The 20,024-nt window shown below is 60.8% G+C and carries 18 protein-coding genes; 10 read left to right on the top strand and 8 right to left on the bottom strand.

Annotation, left to right across the window (positions count from 1 at the left end):
* Nucleotides 1-38 precede the first annotated feature (38 nt).
* Genes QZW03_RS00305 through QZW03_RS00295 form a run of 3 tightly spaced genes read right to left on the bottom strand, consistent with a single transcriptional unit; the run spans nt 39 to nt 2,337 of the window.
* A complete protein-coding gene (locus tag QZW03_RS00305; protein ID WP_296507268.1) occupies nt 39-860 on the bottom strand; it encodes an HDOD domain-containing protein in 822 nt (273 codons plus the stop codon).
* Between the two features lie 44 nt (nt 861-904).
* Nucleotides 905-1,534 (bottom strand): endonuclease III, encoded by a 630-nt coding sequence (gene nth / locus QZW03_RS00300; protein WP_296507267.1) that lies wholly within the window; start codon nt 1,532-1,534, stop codon nt 905-907.
* The gene (locus tag QZW03_RS00295) at nt 1,531-2,337 is read right to left on the bottom strand and encodes an HDOD domain-containing protein (protein WP_296507266.1); all 807 of its coding nucleotides are present in this window, start codon (nt 2,335-2,337) and stop codon (nt 1,531-1,533) included. The genes nth and QZW03_RS00295 overlap by 4 nt, the downstream gene beginning before the upstream one ends.
* A 124-nt stretch (nt 2,338-2,461) precedes the next feature.
* Here QZW03_RS00295 and QZW03_RS00290 point away from each other — a divergent pair, with 124 nt between their 5' ends.
* On the top strand, nt 2,462-3,649 hold the full coding sequence (locus tag QZW03_RS00290) for a PLP-dependent aminotransferase family protein (RefSeq protein WP_296507265.1): 1,188 nt from the start codon (nt 2,462-2,464) through the stop codon (nt 3,647-3,649).
* A gap of 33 nt (nt 3,650-3,682) precedes the next feature.
* Here QZW03_RS00290 and QZW03_RS00285 read toward each other — a convergent pair whose 3' ends face one another.
* Nucleotides 3,683-4,291, bottom strand: coding sequence for a response regulator (locus tag QZW03_RS00285; protein ID WP_296507263.1), 609 nt, complete (start codon nt 4,289-4,291; stop codon nt 3,683-3,685).
* 105 nt (nt 4,292-4,396) lie between these two features.
* Here QZW03_RS00285 and QZW03_RS00280 point away from each other — a divergent pair, with 105 nt between their 5' ends.
* Complete coding sequence (locus QZW03_RS00280; protein ID WP_296507262.1) at nt 4,397-5,056, top strand: DsbA family oxidoreductase; 660 nt, start codon at nt 4,397-4,399, stop codon at nt 5,054-5,056.
* Nucleotides 5,053-6,654, top strand: a complete 1,602-nt coding sequence (locus tag QZW03_RS00275) for an alkaline phosphatase D family protein (RefSeq protein ID WP_296507261.1) — start codon at nt 5,053-5,055, stop codon at nt 6,652-6,654. Before QZW03_RS00280 ends, QZW03_RS00275 begins: the two co-directional genes overlap by 4 nt.
* 18 nt (nt 6,655-6,672) lie before the next feature.
* Here the strand turns inward: QZW03_RS00275 and serB are convergent, their stop codons facing one another.
* The gene (gene serB / locus QZW03_RS00270; RefSeq protein ID WP_296507259.1) at nt 6,673-7,386 is read right to left on the bottom strand and encodes a phosphoserine phosphatase SerB; all 714 of its coding nucleotides are present in this window, start codon (nt 7,384-7,386) and stop codon (nt 6,673-6,675) included.
* A gap of 69 nt (nt 7,387-7,455) precedes the next feature.
* On the bottom strand, nt 7,456-10,935 hold the full coding sequence (gene mfd / locus QZW03_RS00265) for a transcription-repair coupling factor (RefSeq protein ID WP_296507257.1): 3,480 nt from the start codon (nt 10,933-10,935) through the stop codon (nt 7,456-7,458).
* 142 nt (nt 10,936-11,077) lie between these two features.
* Here mfd and ispD point away from each other — a divergent pair, with 142 nt between their 5' ends.
* The 3 genes from ispD to ispF all read left to right on the top strand — a co-directional run bounded on the left by ispD (nt 11,078) and on the right by ispF (nt 12,911).
* Nucleotides 11,078-11,878, top strand: a complete 801-nt coding sequence (ispD, locus tag QZW03_RS00260; protein ID WP_296507256.1) for a 2-C-methyl-D-erythritol 4-phosphate cytidylyltransferase — start codon at nt 11,078-11,080, stop codon at nt 11,876-11,878.
* Between the two features lie 2 nt (nt 11,879-11,880).
* Nucleotides 11,881-12,330: a hypothetical protein gene (locus QZW03_RS00255; RefSeq protein WP_296507255.1), complete on the top strand. Its 450-nt coding sequence runs from the start codon at nt 11,881-11,883 to the stop codon at nt 12,328-12,330.
* Nucleotides 12,331-12,431: 101 nt separating this feature from the next.
* A complete protein-coding gene (gene ispF, locus QZW03_RS00250; protein WP_296507254.1) occupies nt 12,432-12,911 on the top strand; it encodes a 2-C-methyl-D-erythritol 2,4-cyclodiphosphate synthase in 480 nt (159 codons plus the stop codon).
* Between the two features lie 16 nt (nt 12,912-12,927).
* On the opposite strand, the gene QZW03_RS00245 is transcribed toward ispF, so the two are convergent.
* Entirely contained in the window at nt 12,928-14,238 is a 1,311-nt protein-coding gene (locus QZW03_RS00245; protein WP_296508287.1) for an ATP-binding protein, read from the bottom strand.
* Between the two features lie 128 nt (nt 14,239-14,366).
* Nucleotides 14,367-15,101, bottom strand: a complete 735-nt coding sequence (ompR, locus tag QZW03_RS00240; RefSeq protein ID WP_296507253.1) for a two-component system response regulator OmpR — start codon at nt 15,099-15,101, stop codon at nt 14,367-14,369.
* 158 nt (nt 15,102-15,259) lie between these two features.
* On the opposite strand from ompR, the gene QZW03_RS00235 reads away from it, so the two are divergent.
* The 4 genes from QZW03_RS00235 (at nt 15,260) to QZW03_RS00220 (ending at nt 20,016) form a co-directional block, all read left to right on the top strand.
* Entirely contained in the window at nt 15,260-15,514 is a 255-nt protein-coding gene (locus tag QZW03_RS00235) for a hypothetical protein (protein ID WP_296507251.1), read from the top strand.
* Nucleotides 15,515-15,636: 122 nt separating this feature from the next.
* Nucleotides 15,637-18,657 (top strand): EAL domain-containing protein, encoded by a 3,021-nt coding sequence (locus QZW03_RS00230; RefSeq protein WP_296507250.1) that lies wholly within the window; start codon nt 15,637-15,639, stop codon nt 18,655-18,657.
* Entirely contained in the window at nt 18,654-19,292 is a 639-nt protein-coding gene (locus tag QZW03_RS00225; protein WP_296507248.1) for a hypothetical protein, read from the top strand. The genes QZW03_RS00230 and QZW03_RS00225 overlap by 4 nt, the downstream gene beginning before the upstream one ends.
* The gene (locus tag QZW03_RS00220) at nt 19,264-20,016 is read left to right on the top strand and encodes an EAL domain-containing protein (protein WP_366481294.1); all 753 of its coding nucleotides are present in this window, start codon (nt 19,264-19,266) and stop codon (nt 20,014-20,016) included. Before QZW03_RS00225 ends, QZW03_RS00220 begins: the two co-directional genes overlap by 29 nt.
* Nucleotides 20,017-20,024: the final 8 nt, after the last annotated feature.

The following is a 20,024-nucleotide window of genomic DNA, read 5'->3' as shown; positions in this document are numbered from 1 at the left end:
CTATTGAAAAAGGCTCCTGGGTAAGGAGCCTTTTTTATTTAGTGCAGCAGCGCCGAAATATCGCTGAACTGCTCGGGGTCCGGCACTTCTTCGAGCAGGGCGGCCAGATCCAGTTCCAAATACGCCAGCACTGCAGGCGGAGAGGCTGCCACCGAAGCCTTGAGCGCGGCCATGTCCCGGCTCTGATCGGCCCACATAGCCGCCAGATGGACGACAGCGCACAGCGGCGATTGCCCGACTGCCGCTAAGGGGTCTGCGCAATGGGCGAGAGCCATGACGACTTCTTCCGGAAAATCCCAACGCCGGGCCACCTCGGCGGTGATCTGACCCTCGTCATAGCCGATGAGCTGACGCTCTCTCTGCCAGCGTTCTCCAGGATTGAGAGGCTGCGCTTCAATAGGTGGAATGACCTCCGGGTTTTGCAGTGCAACGACTAGTTCGCCCAAGCGCAGCATCGTGGCGGTGAGCCAAGCTTGTTGCTCGTCGATGTGTACTTTGTGGGCCAGAAACTTGGCATAGCCCGCGCACACCATGCTGTAGCGCCAGAATTCCAGGCGGTTGATAGTGTCCGGCAACTTGAAGACCTGAGACATGCAGATGCCCAGTGCGCGAGCCCTGATTTGTGTCATGCCCACGACGCTGACCGCGCTGTCCAGCGTGGTGACGCTGCGAGAGAGCCCGAACAAGGCACTGTTTGCCATGCGCAGCAGCGTGGTGGTGAGCGCGGGGTCTTTGGCAATGATGTCCCGCACGGTGACGACGTCGGCATCTTCGTCGTTGAGCGTGCGAATAAGGGCATGCGCCACTTCGGGCATGACCGGCAGTTTGACTGCTTGAATGAATGTATTGATGTCCGCCATGAATGCTTGCGAGAGCCAGAGTCGCTGACACGACAGTGTTCAGCTCAGACCTTGAGTTTATATCCGCAAAACTGCTGGACCGCGCAGGCTTTGCACAAAGGTTGACGTGCCTGGCAAACGTAGCGCCCATGCAGGATCAGCCAATGGTGTGCATCGACCATAAAGCGCGCCGGTATCCGTTTGAGAAGTTTCATTTCAACTTCCAAGGGCGTTTTGCCCGGTGCCAGCCCGGTGCGGTTCCCCAGACGGAAAAGGTGGGTATCGACCGCCATGGTGGGCTGCCCGAAGGCTACATTGAGTACCACGTTCGCCGTTTTTCGGCCCACGCCGGGCAAGGCCTCCAGGGATTGCCGGTCGGCGGGGATTTGTCCGCCATGCAAATCCACCAACATGCGGCAGGCTTCCATCAAATGCTTGGCCTTGCTCCGGAAAAGACCAATGTTTTTGATGTGGTCTTCCAGCGCCGGTAGTCCGAGATCCAGTATTTTTTGCGGGGTATTGGCCACCGCAAAGAGCTTGCGGGTCGCTTTGTTCACGCCCACATCAGTTGCCTGGGCAGACAACAAAACGGCCGCCAGCAACTCGAACACAGAACTGAACTCCAGTTCAGTCTGCGGATGAGGGTTGGCGGCCTGCAGGGTGGCGAAAAACTGTTCGATCTGGCTGGATTTCACAAACTGTTGACGTTAATAAATGACTCTTCGGCCGGGAATTTAGCGTGCATCCAGTCATTGTCGAGCATCAAGGCGGTGACCACCTCGGCCGGCAGGGTGCCAATGACATCGGGGCCGTTGTGATCGGTTTCCGCCATCAGCCCCGCGAGGTGGACTACGCCCGCAAGCCTGGAGAAGCCATGGGGCGTGACAGGGTCCGCCGATTGCGCGAGAGCCTGGACAATTTGCGGCGGGAAATTCCAGCGGCGGGCTAACTCGGAGGTGATTTGCCCTTCGGTAAACCCGGTCAGCCGGGCCTCACGTTGCCAGCGCACGCCCGGGATGTGGGGGAGTTTTTCAATCTCCTGCAACACACTGGGGTCGGCTTGAACGATCAGCAATTCGCCTAGGCGCAGCATCATGCCAGTTAGCCAGGCCTGCTGCGCGTCCATGCCCAGACCGGTGGCCAGCCACTGCGAGTAGCCGGCGCAAGCCATGCTGGTGCGCCAGAATTCTTTTCGGTCTAAACCCTCAATGATCGGAAAAGATTCGCTGAGGCAGGCCCCAAGCGCTAAAGTACGCACTTTTTGCATGCCGACCATGGTGATGGCGTCGTCGATGGAAGAGACGCCGCGTGGCAAGCCGAACTGGGCGCTGTTAGCCAGACGCAAAAGTTTGGCGGACAGCGCCGGGTCTTGGGAAATCAGATCGCTGATCTCTGCGACACCGACATCTTCGTCATTGAGTGACTTGATCAAAGCGTGCGCTACCTCGGACATGGAAGGCAATTTGACGGATTCGAAGAAAGCGGCCAACTGGGTCATAGAAATTCCTCAGAATGTGGAAATGATGCAAGACACGGGGACAATCTACCTGTTTTCCAGAGGTTTGAAAATCTGGTTCCCAGTTAATTTCTGATAATTTTTTGTTTGAAATGTGAATTTAAATATGCTATTTGCTGATCGCCTCAACAACGTCGAAACCTCCGCTATCCGTGAGCTGTTCAAGCTCTTGGGCAAGCCCGGCATCATCAGTTTTGCAGGTGGTTTCCCGGATCCGGCGCTTTTTGACGTGGAGGGGATTCGCGAATCCGCCGACGCAGTCCTGAAAAACAACCCCGGCCCGGTACTGCAATACGGCGCAACCGAGGGCTACCAGCCCCTGCGTGAAGGGATCAGCCACCACATGGCCGGCAAAGGTGCCACGGTGGCGCCTGAAGGGCTGATCGTGACCACCGGAAGCCAGCAGGCCCTGGATTTGATCGGTAAAACCATGATCTCTCCGGGTGACAAAGTCATCATGGAAGCGCCCACCTTTCTGGCCACCATCCAGTGTTTCCGCCTGTACGGTGCCCACGTCATCGGCGCGCCGATCGACTCCCAGGGTGTGGATGTAGACAAGCTCGAAGCCTTGATCGAGGAGCACAAGCCCAAGCTGGTGTACCTGATTCCATCTTTCGGCAACCCCAGCGGCGCCATGCTGAGCCTGGAGCGCCGCAAGCGCATTCTCGAAATCGCAGCGCGCACACAGACCCTGGTGGTGGAAGACGATCCGTACGGCGAATTGTTTTTCGACCAGGCGCCGCCGCCCAGCCTGCTGGCCTTGAGCGACTCGGTGCCCGGTAGCCGGGAGTGGTTGGCCCACTGCGGCTCGTTTAGCAAAGTGCTCAGCCCCGGCCTGCGGGTGGGCTGGCTGATTGCACCTCCCGCCTTGCTCAGCCGCGCAACCATGTGCAAGCAGTTCAGCGATGCGCACACCAGCAACCTGACCCAAGCCACCGCGGCGCACTATTTGACGCTCAACCGCTTGCCTACTGCCCTGGCCGCCGTGCGCGCGACTTACGCTGAGCGGGCCCGGGTGATGGCGGCACGCCTGCAAGCCGAATTGGGAGATGCCATTGCGTTTGACGCACCCCAGGGTGGCATGTTCTTCTGGGCGCGCCTCACCGGCGCCCAGGGCAAGCCGACCCATGCGGGTGAATTTGCCCAGCGGGCGATCGACAAGCTGGTGGCCTTTGTGCCGGGCGCGCCTTTTTACGCCCATGACCCCGACCTGAGCACGTTGCGCCTGAGCTTTGCCACCGCGGATGTGGCCAAGATCGAGGAGGGAATTGCCCGCTTGGGGCAAGCACTGTAATTGTTGGCTGAGCCTGATGCCCCGACAAGGGTGTCAGGCTTTGCGGAGTTTGGTGGCGGGCACCACGCCGTGGACGTTGCTGAGTTGCACCGCCAGCTCGCCACGGCTCAAGATGACGTTTTTCACTGTGTCCCGGATGCCCTGGTACTCCACCAGGTCGCCGGGTTTAAAAGTGGGTGAGTCCGTGGCCACCGGTGCGGCACCGCTGTAGCGCGGCCGCCGGTAGCCCGGCATGCGCCGCCCGACTTCGTCAAACTCGCGACCCCATTGCTCCAGCGCCCGCCCCATGGCGGTTTGCATGTCGGGAGCGGTAAATGGCTTGCGCAGCTGAAACATGGCGCCTTGGGCGTTGGCCTCACGCTCCATGTCGTGATCCAGCTGCATGCTGGTCAAGGCCCAGCGCAGGCCGGGGTGGGATGCGCGGAGTTGCCGGGCCAGTTGCAAGCCGGTCAGGGGGGCACGGCTAAAACAGTCGGTCAGGAGAAAATGGGGGGGAAACTCCGCAGCCAGTGCGAGCGCGGCCTCTGCAGAGTGCGCTGTCTGGACCCACGCGGCTTCGAAACCAAAGCCTACCAACATTTTTTTTGCGAAAGTTTGCAGGGCAGGGCTGCTGTCGGCAACCAAAAAACGAACCGCGGACATACAGTGTGAAAAACGGAGAAACTCGGAATCCCCATTCTATGTGGCACTGCAGCATTACCCCGGCTCTGCAGGGAGCATTTCAACTTCATTCACCGGACAACCTTGATGACCACTTCCCTCAAAATTGACTTTGTTTCTGACATTTCCTGCCCGTGGTGCGCGATTGGCCTGCAGTCGCTGGAGACTGCGCTCTCCCGGCTGGAAGGCGAGGTGGAGGTGCACATGCACTTTCAACCCTTCGAGCTCAACCCGAACATGGTGGCTGAAGGGGAAGACATTACCGAGCACCTCGCCAAAAAATACGGTTCAACCCCTAAGCAAGCCGCTGCAGCGCGTGAAAACATCCGCGCCCGCGGCGAAGCGCTGGGGTTTACCTTCAACATGGACAAGCGCGGCCGCATCTACAACACCTTTGACGCCCACCGCCTGCTGCACTGGGCGGAAGACACTGGCTTGCAACCGGCCCTCAAAAAAGCGCTTTTCAAAGCCTATTTCACCGATGGCAAAGACCCGAGCCAGCATGCGGTGCTGGTGGAGGCGGCAGAGTCCGTCGGGCTGGCAGGGGACGAAGCCCAGGCCATTCTGGCGGGCGACGACTACGCCGATCTGGTGCGGGAGCAAGAGCAGTTTTACTTGAGCGCGGGCATCCAGTCCGTGCCCGCGGTGGTGATCAATGACCGGCACTTGATCTCCGGCGGTCAGCCGCCCGAGGTGTTTGAGCAGGCGCTGCGCCAGATTGCCGCTGAAACCGCCTCCCACCCATGACCCGGGAAGCGCCCGCTGCGCTGTGGGTGGACCGGCGGCGCTGGCTAGCCTTGGCCGGCGCTGCCGCAAGCGGGCTCTGGCTCGCTCCCGGAGCGCGTGCCCAAGCGCGGCTCAGCACCGACCCGTTTGCCCTCGGGGTGGCCAGCGGCTCGCCCCGGCATGACTCGGTGGTGCTTTGGACCCGTTTGGTAAAAGACTCCGCAGAAGGCACCGCGGCCTGGGGCGCACAACCCGTCGCTGTGCGCTGGGAAATGGCGCACGACGCGCAGTTTCAGCGCATGGTGCAAACAGGCACCGCCATGGCGGCGCCCGGGCTGGCGCACGCGGTGCATGTGGAGGTGCAAGGCCTGGAGCCTGACCGCTGGTATTTCTACCGCTTTCAAGTCGGTGGCGCGGTTAGCGCGGTCGGCCGCACCCGCACGTTTCCGCTGCCGGGTGCCGCAGCGGCCCGCTTGCGCTTGGCCTATGCCTCGTGCCAGCACTGGGAGCACGGCTACTACAGCGCCTACCGCCACATGCGCGACGAAAACCCCGATGCTGTCATGTTTCTGGGCGACTACATCTACGAATACGGCGGCAGCAACAAAGGTGTGCGGCGGGCTCCCACGCAAGCCACCCTGTCGCTGGACGACTACCGCGCCCGATACGCTTTTTACAAGGCCGATGCTGACCTGCAAGCCATGCACGCCGCCTGCCCCTGGCTCATGACGTGGGACGACCACGAGGTGCAAAACGACTACGCCGGCCTGACCCAGGGCACCTTCGGGCCCGAGGTCGCGGATTTTGGTGCACGGCGGGCGGCTGCGTACCAGGCGTATTACGAGCACATGCCACTGCGGGCCGCGGTGCTCCAGAGAGCGTTGGCCGGGGTCATGCAGCCGGGCAGCGAGCTGCGGCTCTACGACCGCGTGGCCTTCGGGCGCCTCGCCGTGCTGCACACGCTGGATGACCGGCAGTACCGCGACCGGCAGGCCTGCACGAAAAATGGCGCGTTCGGCTCCAGCAGTGTGAATCCGGCGGCGTGCCCCGCGTGGAGCGACCCCGCCCGCTCGCTTTTGGGCGCGGAGCAGGAGCGCTGGCTGGGCCGGTCCTTGGCGGCCGGGGGCGTCACCTGGACGCTGATCGGCCAGCAAACGGTGTTCGGCCAGCGGGACTTTCGCCCGGGCGAGGGCCAAGCGCTGCCCAACGATGGCTGGGACGGCTACGCCCCTGCGCGCACCCGCCTGACCCAGGCGCTGCAGCAGCACCAGGCCAGCAACCCCGTGTTTCTGGGCGGCGATGTGCACTCCAACTGGGTCGGCCACGTGAAAGCCGACTATGCGCGGCCTGACAGCCGCTCGGTGGGTGTGGAGTTTTGCGGCACCAGCATCACCTCGCGCGGGGGGGACAACAAGGGCATTGCCGATGTGTTGGCGGAAAACCCGCACTTCGTTTTCGTGGACCGGGAGCGCCGGGGCTATGGCATGGCCGAGTTCACGCCGCAGCGGCTCACGGTCGCGTTGCGGGTGGTGGACGACGTGACCCGCGTTGACAGCGGCATCAGCACCCTGGCGGCTTTTGCGGTGGAGGCGGGGCAGTCGCGCATCCTGCCCGCGTGAGGGTCAGGCGGCCAGCACTTAGGCGGCCAGTACTTCCAGCAGGCGGTCCAGGCCGCCTTCGTTGATGGCTACTTGGGCTTGCGCCCGCACTGCCGGCTTGGCGTGGTAGGCCACGGAGAGGCCTGCGGCACCCATCATGGGCAGGTCGTTGGCACCATCGCCCACGGCAATGCACTGCGCGGGGCGAATGTTCATCAGCGACGCCAACTCCAGCAGCGTGCGGCGCTTCTCGGCACCATCGCAGATGTCGCCCCAGGCCTGCTGGATCAGCCCGCCGGTGAGTGCGCCATGGTCGATTTCCAAGGCATTGGAGCGCATGAAGTCAATGCCCAGCAGCTCGCACACATGCTCGGCAAAGTAGGTAAAGCCGCCACTGACCAGCAGCACCTTGAGCCCGGCCTGCTTACAGGCGGCCACCAGCGCGGCGGCTCCGGGGTTGAGGCGCAGGCGCTGGGTTTTGACGCCCTCCAGGTCGGCCAGCGTCACGCCCTGCAGCAGCGCCAGGCGGCGGCGCAGGCTGTCTTTGAAGTCGGTAATTTCGCCGCGCATGGCGGCCTCGGTAATGGCGGCCACCTCGGCCTTGCGGCCCACCGCATCGGCAATTTCGTCAATGCACTCGATGTTGATGAGCGTGGAGTCCATGTCAAACGCAATGAGCTTGTAGTCGGCAAGCTTCAGGGCGGCGGGCAGGTTTTGGACGACAAGGCCGGGGGAGAGTTCGGTGCTGGACATGGGGTGATTTGCTATTATTTTAGTAGCTGCTTGCGCAATAAATACGAGGGCTAGAGGCTTACTTGATGCTTAAACGGCCGCTGGCTCCACCTTGGGCTGCCCCAAGGACCGCAGAATGTCGCGCACCATCTGGGCCCGGTCTTTGACCTCGGGCAGCTCGCGCTCAATGCGCAGCTTCTCGTTGCCGGCCAGTTTGATGTGCTTGTTTTTCTGGATGAGCTCGATGAGCTTGATCATCTCCACAGGCGGGTTCTTCTTGAAGGTGATGTGGATCACGCCCGGCGCGGCATCTACCTTGAGCACGCCGTAGGGCTTGGCGATCACCCGCAGGCGGTGCACGTCGATCAGGGTTTGCGCTTGCGCGGGCAGCTTGCCGAAGCGGTCCACAATTTCTTCCAGCAGGTTGTCCACCTGGTCGGTGTTTTTGGCCGTGGCCAGCTTTTTGTAGAACGACAGGCGCAGGTGCACATCGCCACAGTAGTCGTTGGGCAGCAGGGCGGGGGCGTGCAGGTTGATCTCGGTGGTCACATTGAGCGGGCTCAGCAGGTCCGGCTCCTGGCCGTTTTTGAGGCAGCGCACGGCCTCGGACAACATTTCGTTGTAGAGCTGGAAGCCCACTTCCAGCATGTTGCCGCTCTGGTTTTCACCCAGCACCTCGCCAGCTCCGCGGATCTCCAGATCGTGCATGGCCAGGTAGAAGCCGCTGCCCAGTTCTTCCATCTGCTGAATGGCGTCCAGGCGCTGTTGGGCGTGTTTGGTCAGGCCTTCCAGGTCGGGCACCATCAAGTAGGCATAGGCTTGGTGGTGGCTGCGCCCCACGCGGCCGCGCAGCTGGTGCAGCTGGGCGAGGCCGAACTTGTCGGCACGGCTCATGACGATGGTGTTGGCGCTCGGCACGTCAATACCGGTCTCAATAATGGTGGAGCACAGCAGCAGGTTGAAGCGCTGGGCCACAAAGTCGCGCATCACCGCCTCCAGCTGGCGCTCCGGCATCTGGCCGTGCGCCACGGCAATGCGGGCTTCGGGCAGCAGCTCTTCGAGCTTCTGGCGGCGGTTCTCGATGGTTTCCACTTCGTTGTGCAAAAAGTAGACCTGCCCGCCGCGCTTGAGCTCGCGCAGCACGGCTTCGCGGATCACGCCGTTACCCTCGGTGCGCACAAAGGTCTTGATGGCCAGGCGGCGCTGCGGGGCGGTGGCAATCACGCTTAAATCGCGCAGGCCTTCGAGCGCCATGCCCAGCGTACGCGGGATAGGGGTGGCCGTGAGCGTGAGCACGTCGACCTCGGCGCGCAAGGCCTTCATTTGCTCCTTGTGGCGCACGCCGAAGCGGTGCTCTTCGTCAATGATGAGCAGGCCCAGGTTGGCGAACTTGGTGTCCTGGCTGAGTAGCTTGTGGGTGCCCACCACAATGTCCACCGTGCCGTCGGCCACGCCTTTGAGGGCGGCGGTGATTTCTTTGCCGCTGCGAAAGCGGCTCATCTCGGCAATTTTGACCGGCCACTTGCCGAAGCGGTCTACCAGTGTCTGGTAGTGCTGCTCGGCCAGTAGGGTGGTCGGAGCCAGAAAAGCGACCTGCTTGCCCCCGGTCACCGCCACAAAAGCGGCGCGCAAGGCCACCTCGGTCTTGCCGAAGCCCACATCGCCGCAGACTAGGCGGTCCATGGGGCGGGGAGAGATCATGTCCTGAATCACGCAGTGAATGGCGGCTTTCTGGTCGGCCGTTTCTTCAAAGCCGAAGTCGTTGGCAAAGGTCTCGTAGTCGCCGGCGCTGTAGCGGAAAGCGTGGCCCTCGCGCGCGGCGCGGCGGGCGTAGATGTTGAGCAGCTCGGCCGCGCTGTCGCGCACCTGCTCGGCGGCTTTGCGTTTGGCTTTTTCCCACTGGCCGCTGCCCAGGCGGTGCAGGGGCGCTTCGTCGGCGCTCACGCCGGTGTAGCGGCTGATCATCTGCAGCTGGCTCACCGGCACATAGAGCGTGGCCTTGTCGGCGTACTCCAGGTGCAAAAACTCTTGCAACTCGGGCTCGCCTGCCGCGTTTTTGTTGCCCATGTCCATATTGATCAGGCCACGGTAGCGCCCGATGCCGTGCGAGCTGTGCACCACCGGGTCGCCCACATTGAGCTCGCTCAGGTCTTTGATCAGCGCTTCTACATCGCTGACTTGCTCCTGCTTTTTGCGGCGGCGGGTGGTGGGGCCGGCGGCAAACAGTTCGGTCTCGGTGATGAGGTCAATGCCCCTCTCCAGCCAGCTGAAGCCTTTGGTCAGGCCCGAGGTGGCAATGCCGATGGGCTCTTTGCTGTCCAGAAACTTCTGCAGGCTGTCAAAAGCCGGCGGGCTGAACTGCGAGGCGCGCAAAAAGTCCAGCAAGCTCTCACGACGGCCATCACTTTCGGCCAGCACCAGCAGGCGCTGCTGGGTGTTGCGGGCGTGGGTTTTCAGGCGGCAGAGCGGGTCTTCGGTACCACGCTCTACCCCCAGCTCTGGCAGGGGGCTGAGCTCAGAAAACTCGGTGCCGTCAGACTGGGCGCGCAGGGCGAGCTGGGCGTGTTCGTTGGCCTTGGCATAAAACTGCTCGGTGGCCAGAAACAGGCTCTCGGGCGGCAGCACCGGGCGCTCGGGGTCGCCGTGCACCAGGCGGTAGCGGTCTTTGGTGTCTTGCCAGAAGCGCTGAAACGCCGGCTCCAGGTCGCCGTGCAGCACCACGGTGGCGTCGGCCCCCACGTAGTCAAACACGGTGGCGGTGTCGTCAAAAAACAAGGGCAGGTAGTACTCGATACCGGCAGTGGCCACGCCCGAGCCGATGTCTTTGTAAATGCGGCTCTTGGTCGGGTCGCCCTCTAACAGCTCGCGCCAGCGGCTGCGGAACTTGGCGCGGGCCTCGTCGTCCATGGGGAACTCGCGGCCGGGCAGCAGGCGCACTTCAGGCACGGGGTACAGGCTGCGCTGGCTGTCGGGGTCGAAGGTGCGGATGCTGTCGATCTCGTCGTCAAACAAATCCACCCGGTAGGGCACCAGGCTGCCCATGGGGAACAGGTCGATCAGCCCGCCGCGCACTGCGTATTCGCCCGGGCTCACGACTTGTGTCACATGGCTGTAGCCGGCCAGGGTGAGCTGGCTCTTGAGTTTTGCCTCGTCGAGCTTTTGCTTGACCTTGAACTCAAAGGTGTAGCCCGCCAGAAAGCTGGGCGGCGCCAGCCGGTACAGGGCGGTGGTGGCCGGCACGATCACCACATCGGCCCCGTTGTCTTTGTCCCGCTGGCTGATGCGCCACAGGGTGGCCAAGCGCTCGCTGATCAGGTCCTGGTGCGGGGAAAAGGTGTCGTAGGGCAGGGTTTCCCAGTCAGGGAAGAGAGCACAGCGCAAGTCGGGGGCGAAGAATGAAATCTCGTCCATCAGGCGCTGGGCATCGCTGGCGTCCGCCGTGATCACCGTCATCGGCTTGCCCGCCGCCTTGTCGCGCGCACCGAGGCGCGCCAGCAACATGGCATCGGCAGAGCCGGTAGGGCGGGGCAGGGTGAATCGTTTGCCGGGGGTGAGCTTGGGGAGATCCATGAATCTGTGTAGTGCAGTCGGGGCAGCCAAAATAGGTGCAGCCGCCTGACGGGGCGGCTGGCATGCAAGACAACCCTGCACCGGAATAAACCGGCGAAGGGCTGGAGTGCAACCCTGAGATTTTAGAATGCTCCCTCGCACCATGAACCACACACAACCAATATCCCCCGCCCCGCCTGAAACCGCAGCGTCTCTTGCCCGGCAGCCCCGAGCCGGCGCACCGGGCCCGGCGGCAGCGTCGCCCCGTTTGTGGGGCTTGGTGCCCTGTGCAGGCAGTGGCAGCCGCTCGGGCGCTATGGGCCCGAAGCAATACACCGTGCTGGGCGCGCAAGCTTTGGTGCTCCACACCTTGGAGGCGCTCACCGCCGTAGACCGGCTGGCCGGGGTGCAGGTGGTGGTGTCTGAGGGCGACCCTTTCTTTGACACGGCACCGCCGCTGGCAGGTGCTCCTGTTTTTGTAGCTGACTGCGGAGGTTCTACGAGGGCTGGGAGCGTTTTGAATGGTCTTTCTGCGCTGCTGGAGCAAGGCGCGCAGCCTCTGGATTGGGTGCTGGTGCACGATGCTGCGCGTTGCCTGATCACCGCAGCGGATGTCCAGCGTTTGATAGATGCCTGCCAGGACGACCCGGTGGGCGGCCTGTTGGCCCTGAAGCTGCCAGACACCCTCAAACAGGAGCACGGTGGCCGGGTGGCCGCCACGCTGGACCGAAGCGACAAATGGCTTGCGCAAACCCCGCAGATGTTTCGTATCGGCGCACTGCAAGCCGCCTACCTGGCCGCTGGCGACGCCGTGACCGATGAAGCCAGCGCCCTCGAGTTTGTGGGGCAGCACCCCAAACTGGTGGAGGGCAGCGCGCAGAACTTCAAAGTGACTTATCCGCAGGACTTTGCATTGGCGGTAGCGGTGCTGGCGGCTCGTGCTAAGTCGGCCCAAGGTGCGTAAAGATGAAGTGGTTTTTCTTACTGTCTCTGTTTATGTTGGCAGCGGCACTGAATGTATTTGCGATGCAAATTGACGCAGGCTTGCTGCCTCAGATGTTTACTTTTGTCTGCGTCAACATCTTCGCACTCTCGCTTTTGTCCATCTGGGCTGGCGCTTATGTGGTGAGCGCGCGCCGACAAGGACTTTTTGTCTTTGGGCACGCCGGTGTGTACCTGGCCGGGGCTTTGGGGCTTGTCGGGCTTGGCGTGCATATCTTGTATGTCGAGTCTTGCAATTTCTTGGTCGTTGGAGCCAACGAAAGGCGTGGGCTGATAGCCCGCGTTGCTGAGTGGACTGTGGATACGCCGTGGTGTCCTGCATTGGGTGCTACTTTGATTGGCGCCGGTTTGTTGACAGGCTGGCCGAGTGTGAGACTCGTGCTTTCTTCTATCAAGGTGCGTTTTGAGCCTTGACGTCCGTTCGCTCCGTCAACTTTTCACTATTGTTTTTATAGCTAGTCGCGCAAGTTTTACATGGGCTAGAGGCATATTTCTTCTCAAACAGGTAATGCAGTATGAACATCCGCATCGGTGAAGGTTGGGACACCCATCAACTGGTCGAAGGCCGCAAACTCATTCTGGGAGGTGTCGAGATCCCTCACACCAAGGGCTTGCTGGGCCACTCGGATGCGGATGCCTTGTTGCACGCCATCACGGACGCACTGCTAGGAGCCGCGGCGCTGGGCGACATCGGCAAGCACTTTCCCGATACCGACGCGCAGTACAAGGGCGCGGACTCCACCGTGCTGCTGGCCAAAGTGGCGACTGATGTTCGGGCTCTGGGCTACCGCATCATCAACCTCGACAGTACCGTCATCGCGCAGGCACCCAAGCTGGCGCCGCACATTCTGGCTATGCGGGAACGCATCGCTTTTGTGTTGGACCTGGACATAGGCTGTGTGAACGTCAAGGCCAAAACCGCGGAAAAAATGGGGCCGGTCGGAGAAGGCCGGGCCATGGAAGCTCGGGCCGTGGTGTTGTTGGCCAGCGCCTGAAGGCGGGGCCGCCCGGTCAAAAGCGGGTAGCCCGCTGCAGGCGCAGGTTGGCAGACAGGCCGCCGGAGGTGGAGTTGGCCAACTGGAAGGTGCCGCCCATGCGCTGCATGGTTTTTTCGACAATGGCCAAGCCCAAGCCCGCTCCGTTGGCGGCGGTGCGCGCAGCTTCGCCCCGGAAAAAAGGCTGAGTCAGTTGGTACAGCTGTGAAGGAGCAACGCCCAGCCCGCGGTCGCGCACTTTCATCAAGACCCATTTGTCCCGGGCAATCGCGGTGATGGTGATTTCAGCAATGCCGCTGTGCACCGACTTTCCGTAACGGCGGGCGTTTTCCAGCAGATTGGTGATCACACGGCCGAGTTCAACTTCATCGGCGTGGACCATCAGGTCTTCTTCCATGTCGACCTTGATGTTGACATCGGGCAGCTTGCGCATGGAGTAAATGCAGCTGTCTACAACGTCGCCCAGTACGACCGGCGTCAGCGCTGTCCGGTCAGGGCGGGCGTAGTCCAGAAACTTGTCAATAATGGCATCGAGCTGGCTGATGTCCGCGGCCATGTGGGCGCGGGCCTCTTCACTGTTGACGCTCATTTCTGTTTCGAGACGAAGCCGCGCCAGCGGAGTGCGCAAATCATGGGAAATGCCGGCCAACATGAGTGCGCGGTCTTGCTCCACTTTGGCTAACTTTTGGGCCATGCGGTTGAAGCCGATATTGACTTCGCGGATCTCGCTGGTGTTGACGTGCTCGTCGAGCTGGCTGGCGCTGAAGTTTCCCTCGCGCATGCGGCTGGCGGCAAAGGACAAGTCTTTCAGCGGCCGGTTGATCAGCCCGGCAATCAGGGCCGCACCGGTGAGTGACAGCACCGCCGCCACCGCGAGCCAGATCAACCAGGTGGTTCCGCCGGCAGGGTTGAATTTAGCATGGTCGGTTTGCAGCCAGTAGTCGTCACCATCAATCACAAAGCTCACCCACAGGCCGGGCTGCCCGTTCAGGCTGCTTGCTACCAGGGTTGATTTGCCCAGCCGGGTACCCAGTTCCTGCACCACTAGGCGGCTGAAGGCGTCGTTCTCCTGCGACTCAAACGCGTCGTCCGGCTCGCGGGGCAGTATCCGCAGGCCTTCTTCCTCTTTCATGGTTTTGATGAGCGAGATGCGTGCAATGCCATCGGCGTACACCAAGGCTGCCCGGCTGAGGTTGACCTGTGAGGCGAGCAGTTGCGCTGTCTGCACCGCCCGGGGCTCAAACTCCAAGGCCCGCAGGGTTTGCAGCCAGGCAAGAATGCTGCCGATCAGCAGAATAGAGAGCAGGAAAAAGGTGCGCCAAAACAAGCTGACCTGCGAGAAAGGCTTGCGCCAGCCACTGGCCGCGTCGCCGTCGAGGTCCGCCGGGCCGCTGGCATCAAAATCCGGTATTTGGGTAGCTTGCAAAGTGCGGGTGCGCGGTGGTTGACCGCGGTTCAGGTGGTGGTTTCTTCCGGAACGAACACATAACCCACGCCCCACACGGTCTGAATAAACCGTGGAGTGGCCGGATCGGTTTCGAGGAGTTTGCGCAAGCGGGACACCTGGACATCAAGGCTGCGGTCAAACGGCTCGAACTCCCGGCCCCGCGAAAGCTGGGCCAGCTTTTCGCGCGAGAGCGGAATTCGCGGGTGCCGCACCAGGGCTTTGAGCATGGCGAATTCGCCGGTGGTCAGCGTGATTTCCTGATCCGCTTTTTTCAGGGTCCTGGCGCCCAGATCAAAGGCAAATGTTCCGAAACGGACGATCTCATGCTCACTGGAAGGTGCTCCAGGGGCCTCCTGGGTAGGCCGTCTGCGCAATACCGCATGGATGCGGGCCAATAACTCGCGGGGGTTGAACGGTTTGCCCAGGTAGTCGTCTGCACCGACCTCCAGACCCACTATGCGATCGATGTCCTCGCCTTTAGCGGTCAACATGATTACCGGGGTAAGGTCATTGGCTGCCCGCAGGCGCCGGCAGATAGAGAGCCCGTCTTCGCCGGGCATCATCAAGTCCAGAACGATCAAGTCTGCGGTTTCCCGCAACATGATGCGGGTCAGCGACTTGCCATCTTCAGCCAGAAGAACTTCGAACCCTTCCTGGGTCAGGTAACGCCGCAGCAAATCGCGGATGCGCGCGTCGTCGTCTACCACCAGGATTTTGTTGGGTCGGTTGTTCTGGGTTTGCATGGCGTCCTCTCATTTGTAACAGCGCTGATTCTGCGGTCTGCGTTAGTGAAACGCTGCACGCAGGCCACTGCTTTGACACTATGTTACAAATTCATGGGCTCCGGGGCGCGTTTGTCGGGCACTTCGCTGGAAGATGGGCGCATCGCCACTCTGAGAGCATGGATATGTGCCCCACTGGATGGATTGTCGGGCTGTTGGCGGGCGCAATGTCTGGCGCCTTGTGGGCGGCACCCCCGGCAGCTGAAAACAACGAGGTGCCTGTGCCTTCCCGGTCAGACCAAGCGGCTAACGGGAAGCGTCAGGCACTCAAGGCCGCGCTCCAAGGGGCCGGTGATAGCGTGGCCGTGACGCCGATCGGCCTGAATGCTGCGGCGCGGCAACAATTGCGACAACAATTGAAGGCCCAAAACTAGCCTCGAAAACAAGCTGAAAAGCCCCCCACGGCGCCCGGCAAGTCGACATAATGATCTGGATAAATATTCGGGGGGGGGCGACGTTTGGGTTTCCTTAACGTTTTTGGTAATCGGGGCGATCCGTGACTGGCAGTCTGGTTCAGAGTGCCGGGCTGATGCTTGCTATCAGCCTGTCCTATAGCTTCATCATCCGGTCTCTGCGGCGCAGACCCGACTGGTCCCATGCGGCAGTCGGTGCCCTGTTTGGCCTGCTCGGAATGATCGGCATGCTGAATCCTTCCACGATGTCCTCGGGACTGGCCGTCAGCACAGTTCCTGTCGTATTGACCGTGGTGGCCGCAGTCTCCAACCCGTGGAGTGCCGTTTTGTCGGCCATTTTGGTGCTGGCGATGGAGGCCCACTTGCACACGGTGACCGCTACCTCTGTGGCGATGGTGCTGATGCCGGTGTCCCTCGGACTCCTATATCGGCGTGGAGGCGCCTCCTTGCCCAAGCCTTGGCAGGCTTATGCATTGGGCGTATTTGCAGTAACGTCCCAAGGGCTGTCTGTTGGCATGATGTTCCTCCTGCAGGCCCGTGCCTCTCCCCTTTTGGAGGCTGAAGCCGTGACCGTATGGGGTGTGCATGCGTTGGCGGCCTGGGTTCTTGCGCGTATTGTTTTGGATGCTCAAGACCGCTTGAACAGCGAAAACGCCTTGCGGATGCACGAGGCCCGTTTGCGCGCCACGGTCAATGCGATTCCCGATTTGTTGTGTCTTTTGAGTCGGGATGGACATTTTGTGGAGGTGCTCAGTGGACCGGATGGCAATGTTGCCCTGCCGCACGCGAGTTTGCAGGGGCAGTCTCTGCATCAATTGCTATCGCCGGATGAGGCGGACCGGTTGGTGGAGCAGATCAGCAACACACTGCAGTCAGGTCAAACTTTGAATTTTGAGTATGAACTCCCCTTTCCCGGAGGGGGGCGTCGGTTTGAAGGACGTACCCACGCTTTGGACGGCGACCATGGCGATGAGCCTCTGGTCGTACTGCTGGCCCGGGACGTGACCCATCGACACGCTGCGGCCGAAGCCTTGCGCACCTCAGAACTACGCTTTCGCAGTTTGTTGCAAAACATGGATGCAGTAGCGGTTCAGGGATTCAGTCCAGACGGTCGTATCAGTTACTGGAATCGAGCCTGCGAATCGTTGTATGGCTACCCGGCGCAGGACGTTCTCGGCCACAACTACCTCGATGTGCTGGTGCCGGCTGAGAACCGCAGGGACATGAAGGACCTACTAGATCGCATGTTGGCGGGACAGGAGTCACTTGCCCCGAGGGAGATGTATCTTCTGCATCGCAGTGGTCGTGAGATACCAGTGTTGTCCGGGCATGCGATGGTGGATGCCGGAGGAGGGCAAAAAGAGTATTTCCGGTTCGATATCGACCTCACTGAACGCAAGCGCACCGAGGCGGAGCTGCGGGTTGCTGCCACCGCATTCGAGGCGCAAGAGGGCATGATGGTGACCGATGCACAGCGCAAAATCCTGCGCGTGAATCAAGCCTTTACCCGGATATCCGGCTACGAAGACTCGGAGGTCATCGGCCAGACGCCTACGATGTTCAGTTCCGGCTGGCATGACAACGCATTTTATGAGTCCATGAATTTGTCCCTTGCCAAGACCGGTACGTGGGAAGGGGAGATGTGGAATCGTCGCAAAAACGGGGAAATTCAGCCGCAGTGGCTCCACATCACCGCGGTAACCGACGAATCCGGTGCCGTGACGCATTTCGTAGCCACTGCCACAGACATTACCCAGCGCAAAGCGGCAGAAGACCAGATCCGGCAACTCGCCTTTTACGACCCGCTCACCGGTTTGCCCAACCGGCGGATGTTGCTGGACCGGCTTCGCTATGCCTTGGCCTCCAGCGCACGCAGCCAGCGCTGGGGCGCCTTGCTGTTCATTGATCTGGACCATTTCAAAACACTGAACGACACACTGGGCCACGACAAGGGCGATATGTTGTTGCAGCAGGTGGCCCACAGGATTCAGGATACGGTGCGGGAAGAAGACACCGTAGCCCGACTCGGGGGAGATGAATACGTGGTCATGCTCGAAGGGCTTGACAGCGAACGGGAAGCTGCTGCCTTGCAGGCCACCTCAGTCGGTGAAAAGATCATTGCCAAGCTGAACTGGCCGTACCAGTTGGCAGGGCACGAGTACCACAGCACACCCAGCATAGGGCTGACGCTTTTCAGCGGGCATGAGGTGGAGGTCGATGAGCTTCTCAAACAGGCAGATCTTGCCATGTACCAAGCCAAGAGCGCTGGTCGCAATGCCTTGCGATTCTTTGATCCGGAGATGCAACGCGCGGTCACCCAGCGCGCTGAGTTGGAGTCCGATTTACGGCTCGCCATTCTGTATGCGCAATTTGAGCTGTACTACCAAGCACAGGTGGATGCCAGCGGTCGGGTTATCGGTGCAGAGGGTTTACTGCGCTGGCACCATCCGACCCGGGGTATGGTCTCGCCGGCAGAGTTCATCCCGGTGGCAGAGGAGTCGGGTCAGATTCTTCCACTGGGCAGTTGGGTATTGGAGGCTGCCTGTGCCCAACTGGTCGATTGGGCGCGCGACCCAGAGTCTGCGGATCTGACGCTGGCGGTCAATGTGAGCGCGCGTCAGTTCAAGCAGCAGGATTTTGCCGAACATGTACTGGGGCTTCTGGATTACACCGGTGCGAACCCCACACGCCTCAAGCTCGAGCTGACTGAAAGCCTGCTTGCCGACAACCTGGATGATGTGATCGTCAAAATGTCCGCATTGCGTGCTCGTGGGGTGGGCTTTTCTCTGGATGATTTCGGCACTGGCTACTCGTCTTTGGCCTACCTGAAGCGACTTCCGCTGGACCAACTCAAGATTGACCAAGGGTTTGTGCGGGATGTCTTGACGGACCCCAATGACTCTGCGATTGTGAAGACAATTCTCGCGCTCGGAAACACGCTAGGAATGAAGGTGATCGCTGAAGGTGTGGAGACACTGGCGCAAAAGGAGTTTTTGATGGAAAACGGCTGCAATAGTTTCCAAGGGTACTGGTTCAGTCGCCCCTTGAGTGCGCAGGACTTTATGGTCTACGTGCACGGTCGGCAGGGAGCGCATACCCCGTGACCACGAGCTCTAACCTTGCCCAGCGACTGCATACCCGCCGGATCCGGATGCTCTTGTGGGTGAGTGTGGGCTTGATGGGAACCCTAGGTTGTGTTTGGTTTGTCATTTTCGGTCTGCTCGGGCGTTGGGATATTGCGTTTCTCGAACTGGGTTTGTTGGTGACCGGAATCGCAGCAGGTGTCTTGACGCACTGGCGACGCACCCGCTTGGCGTGGATGCTCGTGGTGCTGGTGGGCTACGTCACCCTGTGCCTGTTTTCTGTATTTTTTGATGCTCCTGACGCAGTGGCACCTCGAACTTCACATCTGTATTTGCTGGTACTGACCCTGGCCACCATGCTGGTGTTTCGTGACGAAGCTCCTGCTCTACGCTGGAGTTTGGTGGCCATCATGCTGATGACCTTTGTGGCTTTTAGCAGCTCCAACTGGTCCGGGTCCAGTGAGTTGTCCATTGGAAAAGACCTGCGCAAGTACGGTTCCTGGGTCAACGCTTCAACCGCCATGTTCGGGTTGGTGGCCTTGGTACACATCATGCTTACCGAGTGGGTGGAGGTCGGTTCGCTGGAGCGTGGCATTGCGCAAGCCCTCGAAAAGCAGGAGTTTTTTTTTGCTCTATCAACCGCAAGTCCATGCTGATGGCACCGTGGTGGGCGCCGAGGCCTTGTTGCGTTGGAAGCATCCCAAGCTCGGGCTGGTATCACCCGCCGACTTTATTCCGGCAGCCGAACTGTCTGGGCAAATTCTCCCGCTCGGTGCCTGGGTGTTGCAGGCGGCAGGGCAGACCTTGGCCCAATGGGCGCAGACACCGCTATTGTCTGCCCTGGCCCTGTCGGTCAACGTGAGTGCCCGGCAGTTTTTGCAACCTGATTTCGTGGATCAGGTGGCCTCCACAATGCGCCAGTTTGATATAGCCCCTCAGCGGCTCAAGTTAGAACTGACCGAAAGCACCCTGATCCACGACATGGACGATATTGTCCGGAAAATGCACTGCCTGCATGCCCTTGGCGTGGGCTGTGCCCTAGATGATTTTGGCACAGGCTTCTCGTCCCTTAGTTACCTCAAGAGGTTGCCATTGGATCAACTGAAAATTGACCAAGCCTTTGTGCGCGATGTCCTCACTGATCCGAGTGACGCGGCCATTGCGCGTACTGTGTTGCAGTTGGGGGAGAGCCTTGGCCTGTCGGTGATTGCCGAAGGGGTAGAGTCGACGGGACAACGTGATTTTTTACTGGAGAACCATTGCAGGCTTTTTCAGGGCTACCTGTTCAGCCGACCTTTGAGCCTTTCGGATTTTGAAGCCTATGTGGCCCATCGCACACCTGAGATACTTGACGCATCAGGCTTTATGCAGCGCAATTGAGCGCGCGC

Source organism: Rhodoferax sp. (assembly GCF_013297935.1).
Classification (GTDB): domain Bacteria; phylum Pseudomonadota; class Gammaproteobacteria; order Burkholderiales; family Burkholderiaceae_C; genus Allorhodoferax.
The sequence above is the reverse complement of the archived record's forward strand: the minus strand, read 5'-3'. Positions and strand labels throughout refer to the sequence as shown.